Origin of the sequence: Methanosphaera sp. A6 (genome assembly GCF_001729395.1) — an archaeon.
Lineage (GTDB): Archaea > Methanobacteriota > Methanobacteria > Methanobacteriales > Methanobacteriaceae > Methanosphaera > Methanosphaera stadtmanae.
On the sequence record NZ_MAIF01000138.1, the window covers coordinates 1 to 7,026 of the forward strand.

Annotated in this window: 8 protein-coding genes; 7 read left to right on the forward strand and 1 reads right to left on the reverse strand. The window is 25.3% G+C overall.

Annotation, left to right across the window (positions count from 1 at the left end):
• Positions 1-136: 136 nt before the first annotated feature.
• The 7 genes from A9758_RS05710 to A9758_RS05740 all read left to right on the forward strand — a co-directional run bounded on the left by A9758_RS05710 (position 137) and on the right by A9758_RS05740 (position 6,381).
• Complete coding sequence (locus A9758_RS05710; RefSeq protein WP_011407126.1) at positions 137-472, forward strand: hypothetical protein; 336 nt, start codon at positions 137-139, stop codon at positions 470-472.
• A 177-nt stretch (positions 473-649) separates the two neighbouring features.
• A complete protein-coding gene (locus A9758_RS05715) occupies positions 650-1,531 on the forward strand; it encodes a hypothetical protein (RefSeq protein ID WP_143740881.1) in 882 nt (293 codons plus the stop codon).
• Complete coding sequence (locus tag A9758_RS05720; RefSeq protein WP_048059784.1) at positions 1,528-2,376, forward strand: hypothetical protein; 849 nt, start codon at positions 1,528-1,530, stop codon at positions 2,374-2,376. The genes A9758_RS05715 and A9758_RS05720 overlap by 4 nt, the downstream gene beginning before the upstream one ends.
• A gap of 79 nt (positions 2,377-2,455) precedes the next feature.
• Positions 2,456-3,139 (forward strand): YitT family protein, encoded by a 684-nt coding sequence (locus A9758_RS05725; protein WP_048059783.1) that lies wholly within the window; start codon positions 2,456-2,458, stop codon positions 3,137-3,139.
• A gap of 251 nt (positions 3,140-3,390) precedes the next feature.
• On the forward strand, positions 3,391-3,843 hold the full coding sequence (locus A9758_RS05730; protein ID WP_011407122.1) for an Lrp/AsnC family transcriptional regulator: 453 nt from the start codon (positions 3,391-3,393) through the stop codon (positions 3,841-3,843).
• Between the two features lie 32 nt (positions 3,844-3,875).
• Positions 3,876-5,102, forward strand: coding sequence for a magnesium transporter MgtE N-terminal domain-containing protein (locus A9758_RS05735; RefSeq protein ID WP_011407121.1), 1,227 nt, complete (start codon positions 3,876-3,878; stop codon positions 5,100-5,102).
• 19 nt (positions 5,103-5,121) lie between these two features.
• Positions 5,122-6,381 (forward strand): Nramp family divalent metal transporter, encoded by a 1,260-nt coding sequence (locus tag A9758_RS05740; protein ID WP_011407120.1) that lies wholly within the window; start codon positions 5,122-5,124, stop codon positions 6,379-6,381.
• Between the two features lie 86 nt (positions 6,382-6,467).
• Here A9758_RS05740 and A9758_RS05745 read toward each other — a convergent pair.
• A partial coding sequence (locus A9758_RS05745; protein ID WP_198922633.1) for a helix-hairpin-helix domain-containing protein occupies positions 6,468-7,026 on the reverse strand: 559 nt, incomplete at its 5' end.

The window sequence follows — 7,026 nt, forward strand, 5'->3', positions numbered from 1 at the left end:
ATCTAAGGGAAAAACTTACTTTTATTTGATAAATAATCATATTTATTTAATTTTTCTTTACATTTTGTTTTAATAAATAGTATTATATGTGTAGAAAATATATTATTTACATAGAAATTATTTTGAAGGAATTTGTATGGATAGAATAGTTCATTATTCAATAAGAGATATATTATCAGTTGATGATAATTTATCAATAGACCTTAGAATTACAACAATTGGTTTTCCAGTGGATGAAACACTTGAATATCAAAGTTCTGGAAAATGGTTTGAAGATATATCAACTATAAGTAGAACTTATATTGGTACAGATAAAGAAGAACATTGGGAACATTTCCAGTCTAGACTGTTATCCTTTCTTGATGATGGTAATATGCGCGTGATTATGGATATTATGGGACAATTAGATGAATATTCATCTGAAAAATATAAACTTGGCGTGGTTGTAAATTCAGTTGAAATAATAGATTAATTATTTCAGCAGAAACTTATTTTTTTATTAATTTTATACAATGTTTAAAATTATAATAACTTTTATAAATTATCAATTTATATATAACATATATTGTAATACATTTTTAATATATTATTTATAATAATTATGAAACTATTAAATGATAATAAGGGATATATAACTGGTATTCTCATTATGGTCATGATAATACCTATTATGTTTCTTTTAATAACAATAATTGAACAAGAAAATCACTATATTAATAAAACAGTAGAAAATATTCAGGATAATAAATTAACCATTGTAACTAATGATTTTCAAAGGGAAATACCTCTATTAACAAGAAAATCAATGAATAATTTAACATTATCTGTAATTATAAATAGAAAACCATTAGTGAATGCTACCGAAGAACTTATAACAGATATAAATTACAAATTAAAAGAAAAAGAAGTATTTTATGAAAAAAATATGGGTTGTATAATATCATGTAATGTTACAGATATTAAAACATCAAAGACAAATCCATTTCAATTAGAAGTATCATATAAAATTGATTCTAAATTTAGAGAAGATAGTAACATAAGTCAAGGTAAGAAGATTTATGTTGAATTAGTAGATGATGAATATCCAGTATATGATCCATTTGCCATATTAAAAGCAGATACTGCTCTTTCAAATGATATTGTTTATTATAATCAAATAACTCAATTAGAAAATAGTGGAGTATATGATAATGCAATATCTGGTTGTGTTATAAAGCCTTGTCCATATACAAATTATGAAGAACATGGAAATAACAATACAACAATTCTTAATTGTATTAATAATCATTATTATCATGAAAGTCATGATGGTTTATGTATATTTTGTAGATTAGAAAATAAAACATCTTGTCTAGATTATGGTATTGAAACATTTGTAATACCAACAGGAATTGTAGAAAAAGCACCAGTATCTATAGATCATGTTTTATTAAACGATACAGAAGGACAGTATATGGGACAAGTACATATATTAGATAATAATACGATATTATACTTGGATAATGGTCATAAAAATAAGTATGGGTTATGAATTCAAAAGGACAATTAATAATAACAGAATTAATATTGTATATTATAATTATAGTAATTTGTATTTCTATGATACTTTACATATTTAATACAATTAATAATAATCAAGTAATGATATTGGATAATAGAATGACAAATCAAATTCTTGAGGATACAATGGATACTCTTATTATGAGTGAGGGAACTCCAAGTAATTGGGATAATCTTTCAGATAAAGATATAAAAACAATTGGTCTTAGAAAAAATAGTTTATCTTATCAAATAAGTTATAATAAGTTATCTAAACTTAAAAATAATACTGATTTAATCGATGATTTTTTTCCAAAAGGTTTGTCTTATTCATTAATAGTATATCCTAAAAATAATCCTAAAAATCAAGAATATATTGCGGGTGAATATAGCTTAGAGAATAGAAATAATATTTATTCGAAGGAAGTTCCTATAATAATTGATTATGGCTATGATATTTACACTATTAAAAGTCATAAGTATATGAATTATTGTCCATATAATCATAATAATTCAAGTAGTATTTGGCAATGTAAACCTTTTTCAATTAATAGAACATCAATGTATAATGGAATATTTTATATGGTCTCAAATAATGAAACTAATTACATATTATCAAATACATACAATCAACAAGTAAATAACACAGTATCTAATAAAAAGAATATAAATCAAGAGGTTGAATCTTTACTTAATTCAGAAAGTGATACAATATACATTCATATAAATACAAATACAACATCATATTTAGTTTATGATGAAAATAATCTGGAAAAATACTTAGATTCTATATATGATCCTGAAATATACATATTAAAATTAAGTATTTCTAATTAATAATCTAGTGGAAATATCATATTTCCACATTAAACTTTCTTTTAAATATTAAAAAAGAGATATACTAGTATAAGAGATTATGAAAACTATAAATGATTATATAAAACTAGATTTGTATAAAATAGATTATAAACAAGTACTAAATAATTATTCAATTTTAATAATAGGTTTATTTATAATGTCATTTGGTGTAGCATTATCAGTAAGATCTAATCTTGGTACTACTCCAATTTCATGTATACCTTATGTGTTAAGTTTTAAATTTCCATTATCACTGGGAACAATCACTATTCTTTTTAATACATTACTTATTATAATTCAAATATTGATTCTTAGATCAAAATTTCCAAAAATTCAATTATTACAAATAATTGTGAATTTTATTTTTGGCTATTTTATAGATTTCTCATTATATTTAACAATAAATATAATACCAACATCTTATGTGATGCAATGGTTTATTTGTTTTATAAGCTGTATTATAATAGCATTAGGAGTTTTTTTTGAAGTTAATTCTCATGCAATAGTTCTTCCAGGAGAAGGAGTATCATTAGCTATTCATTCAGTTACACATACTGATTTTGGAAAACTTAAAACATATTTTGACACAACAAACGTGATTTTAGGAGTTATCATGTCATTAATTTTCTTTGGTACATTTAAGGGAGTGGGTCTTGGAACTATATTTGCAGGTGTTGTTGTTGGTTATATTGTAAGATTTTATAGGAAACTATTTCTTTTATTAACAAATAAACATCAATAAATCTTCTTTATATTCTTTTTTAACTATTTTTTTTAATATTATCTTTACTTGTAAATCATCATATTTAATCATGTTCTTTTATTCTTAAATATTTTATAAATTTTGAGGTTTTCAACAATTTTTTTTAATTAAATGAGGAATTTCCCCATATTTATTATAATAATTGGGAAATACACCAAATTATATATAGTTTTATTTAGAAAAATATAATCTAGATAAAAAGATACCATAAAAAAAGTGGATGATTTTCAATGGATGAAAATGATAAAAAGATTTTAACAGAACTAATATCTAATTCGAGAATGCCCATATCAAAAATATCTTCAAAAACAGGAATACCTGACTCAACAGTATCAAATAGAATTAAAAAATTAGAAAATAACAATATAATAGAACAATACACGACAATAATCAATCCAGAAGCCATAGGAATAAAAGTTATTGCAATGATAATTATTCAAACAGAAACAGAAAAACATGAAAATGTAGAAATAGAATTACCAAAACTAGACAAAGTATCACAAGTATACAGTATTTCTGGAGAATATGATATTTTAATAAAAGTATGGGCACATACACTAGAAGAATTAAATGATATAGTTAATTCAGAAATTAGAACAATAGATGGAATAGAAGAATTACGAGAATTAATAGTAATGGAAAAATTAAAAGAAGAACCTCTAAAAGTAGATTTGGATGGATAAATAGCGTAACATAGTAAAATGAGGGTAGAACAATGTATCTTACAGAATTATTAAATAAAAAAGTTTTTGACCTTAATAATGAGGATTATGGGAAAGTTAAAGATATAATTATATCTTCTGACAGAACATATCCTCTCATAGAAGCAATAAAAATAAGAGCTAATGGAGAAAATTATTTTATACCCTCATCGAACATAGAAAAAATCACTAAGACAAAAATAAAATTAAATAAACCATTAGAAGACATAAAACAATATCCAAAACAAGATTCAACAATTAAATTATCAAGAGATATACTTGATAGACAAGTAGTGGACATGGAAGGAAGTAAAATAAGACGAGTAAATGATGTGGAAATATCATGTAAGAGGGGAAACTACTATATAATAGGTGTAGATATTGGAATAAATGGTCTATTTAGAAGATTGGGGCTTGGAAATATCTCAAAAAAATTCTATAAAGAAGATAATATAATTTCATGGAATGATATAGATTCATTGGATTTTACAAATTTAAAACTTAAAGTTTCCAAGAAAAAATTAACAAGATTACATCCAGCAGACATAGCAGATATTGTGGATAACTTAGGAATATCAGATTCAATGAGTATTTTAAATTCATTAGATGATGAATCAGCTGCAGATGCATTTGAAGAAATATCTCCCGAAAAACAGAAGACAATTCTTACAGAAATGGAAAAACGCGAAGCAGCAGATTTAATTGATGAAATGTCACCAGATGATGCAGCAGACCTATTAGCATCAATATCTGATGAGAAAAAAGAAGAAATTCTTCAATTAATGGATCCTGAAGAATCAAGAGAATTAAGGGAATTACTAAGATATCCAGAAAATACTGCTGGAGGTATAATGACAACAGAATATGCATCAGTAAAAGGAAATATAACTACAAAAGAAGTAATGGATGAATTGAGAAGAATAGCAGATGATGTGGAAACTTTATACTATATCTATGTATTATCTGATGATGAAACATTAAAGGGAATTTTAACAATAAGAGAATTACTTTTAAATGATGATAATACTCCAATATATGATTATATGAAACATGAATTCATATCTGTTGATGTACATGAAGAAGAGGATGAAGTAGCTAAAATAGTTGCTAAATATAACTTAATAGCACTTCCAGTTGTTGATGAATCCAATAAGATGAAAGGAATAATTACAGTAGATGATGCAATAGATATTATACTACCTACAGCATGGAAAAAGAGAATTCCAAAAATGTTTAGATAAAAATATGAGGTAAGATATAATGACATTTTCAGACTTTGTAAAACATAAATTAAAAAATTATCCAACTCTTGCTTCTATATTTATATTTATATCAGTATTAGGACCGGGATTAATAACAGCAATGGTAGATAATGATAGTGGAGGAATATTAACATACAGTTTAGCAGGAGCACAGTATGGATATAATCTCATCTGGACATTTATACCAATGATATTCTCATTAATAGTAGCCCAGGAAATGGGTGTTAGAATGGGAATAATTTCAGGTAAGGGACTTGCAAGTTTAATACGTGAAAAAGTAGGGGTAAAAATAACCATATTTATAATGATAGGATTGTTAATAGCAAATATGGGAAATACACTAGCAGAATTCTCAGGTATAGTGGTATCCTCAGAAATATTTGGTATACCATCATATATATCGGTAATATTAGCTGCAATAATAATATGGTTACTTGTAATAAAGGGAAATTATAAAAATGTTGAAAAAATATTCATAATATTCTCATTAGTATATATTTCATATATAGTAGCAGGATTAATGGCACATCCCGACTGGTCACTAGTAGCAAGTTCCGTAGTACCAAAGGTACAGCTAGATACGCCATATATTACAATGGTTGTAGGACTTATTGGTACAACAATAGCTCCATGGATGCAATTCTATCTACAATCATCAGTTGTAGAAAAAGGAGTAAGTAAGGATGAACTTAAGTATTCAAGGGCAGAATCAATACTTGGACCAATATTTACTGGAGTAGTAGCATTATTTATATTAATAGCATGTGCAGCAACAATACATGTTGTAGGAACACCTGTTAGTGATGTAAAAGATATAGCAACTGCATTAATTCCTGTTGCAGGTGAATATGCTGGAATATTATTTGGATTAGGATTTCTCAATGCATCATTATTTAGTGCAATTATTCTTCCATTATCCACAGCATACTATGTATGTGAAAGTTTAGGATTTGAAACAGGAATTTCAAAAAGCTTTAAAGAAGCACCAATGTTCCATGGATTATATGCTGGTATGATATTTGTATGTGCAATAATTATATTAATACCAAATATACCTTTAATGCAAATATTACTCTTTTCACAGGTACTAAATGGTATACTTCTCCCATTTATATTGGTATTGATGCTAATGATAATAAATGATAAAAGAATAATGGGGGAGTATGTAAACTCTAAATGGTATAATATAGTAGCATGGATAATTACAGTTATAATAACTATACTTGTAATTATATTGGTAATAACAAGTTTCATGTAATAGAAACTTCTTATTTTTTTCTATTTTTTTAAATATTGTTTATTTTTATCTTAAATAAAAAAAGAAGTATATGTATTTATTACATATTATAAATCTACCCTTCTAGTGTAGTTGGTTGTTGTGTATTCTTTATTTTTAGAAATCAACACATAAGGTCGTAGTTGCTCTAATTGATAATCTTTTAAATTTAGTTTTTCTCCTAAATCATACATTGATTTAACATAATTTCCATTTTCACGATATTGGATAAGTTTTTTAGCAGAAATTATAGTTATTCCAGGTAACTTTTTAATATCATCAATTCCTGCAGTATTAATATCTATTTTTTCAATGTTTTTGTTCTTTCTATTAACTTCATTTGGTCTAATATTTTCATTATTTATATTATTGAAGTCATCAGCTGGGTTATGTTTATTGTTTTGGTTTTTATTTCTGTTATTGTTTCTGTTATTGTTTTGGTTTTCTGTGTTGTTATAGGTATGTTCATCTTTATTTTCAGGAGGTTTAAAACATAGATATAAAATATAAAAACCAATGATAAAAAATAAAATAACACTTCCTGCAGGCCACAAAGCTCCAACAATAGAGATTAAAAATATAAGTGCTACACATCCAATACACGCATCATTGTCTGACAATTGAATC

What these genes read in the sequence shown, in the direction of transcription:
- A9758_RS05710 (WP_011407126.1), top strand. Translation starts at nt 137, where the DNA reads ATGGATAGAATAGTTCATTATTCAATAAGAGATATATTATCAGTTGAT.
- A9758_RS05715 (WP_143740881.1), top strand. Translation starts at nt 650, where the DNA reads ATGGTCATGATAATACCTATTATGTTTCTTTTAATAACAATAATTGAA.
- A9758_RS05720 (WP_048059784.1), top strand. Translation starts at nt 1,528, where the DNA reads ATGAATTCAAAAGGACAATTAATAATAACAGAATTAATATTGTATATT.
- A9758_RS05725 (WP_048059783.1), top strand. Translation starts at nt 2,456, where the DNA reads ATGAAAACTATAAATGATTATATAAAACTAGATTTGTATAAAATAGAT.
- A9758_RS05730 (WP_011407122.1), top strand. Translation starts at nt 3,391, where the DNA reads ATGGATGAAAATGATAAAAAGATTTTAACAGAACTAATATCTAATTCG.
- A9758_RS05735 (WP_011407121.1), top strand. Translation starts at nt 3,876, where the DNA reads ATGTATCTTACAGAATTATTAAATAAAAAAGTTTTTGACCTTAATAAT.
- A9758_RS05740 (WP_011407120.1), top strand. Translation starts at nt 5,122, where the DNA reads ATGACATTTTCAGACTTTGTAAAACATAAATTAAAAAATTATCCAACT.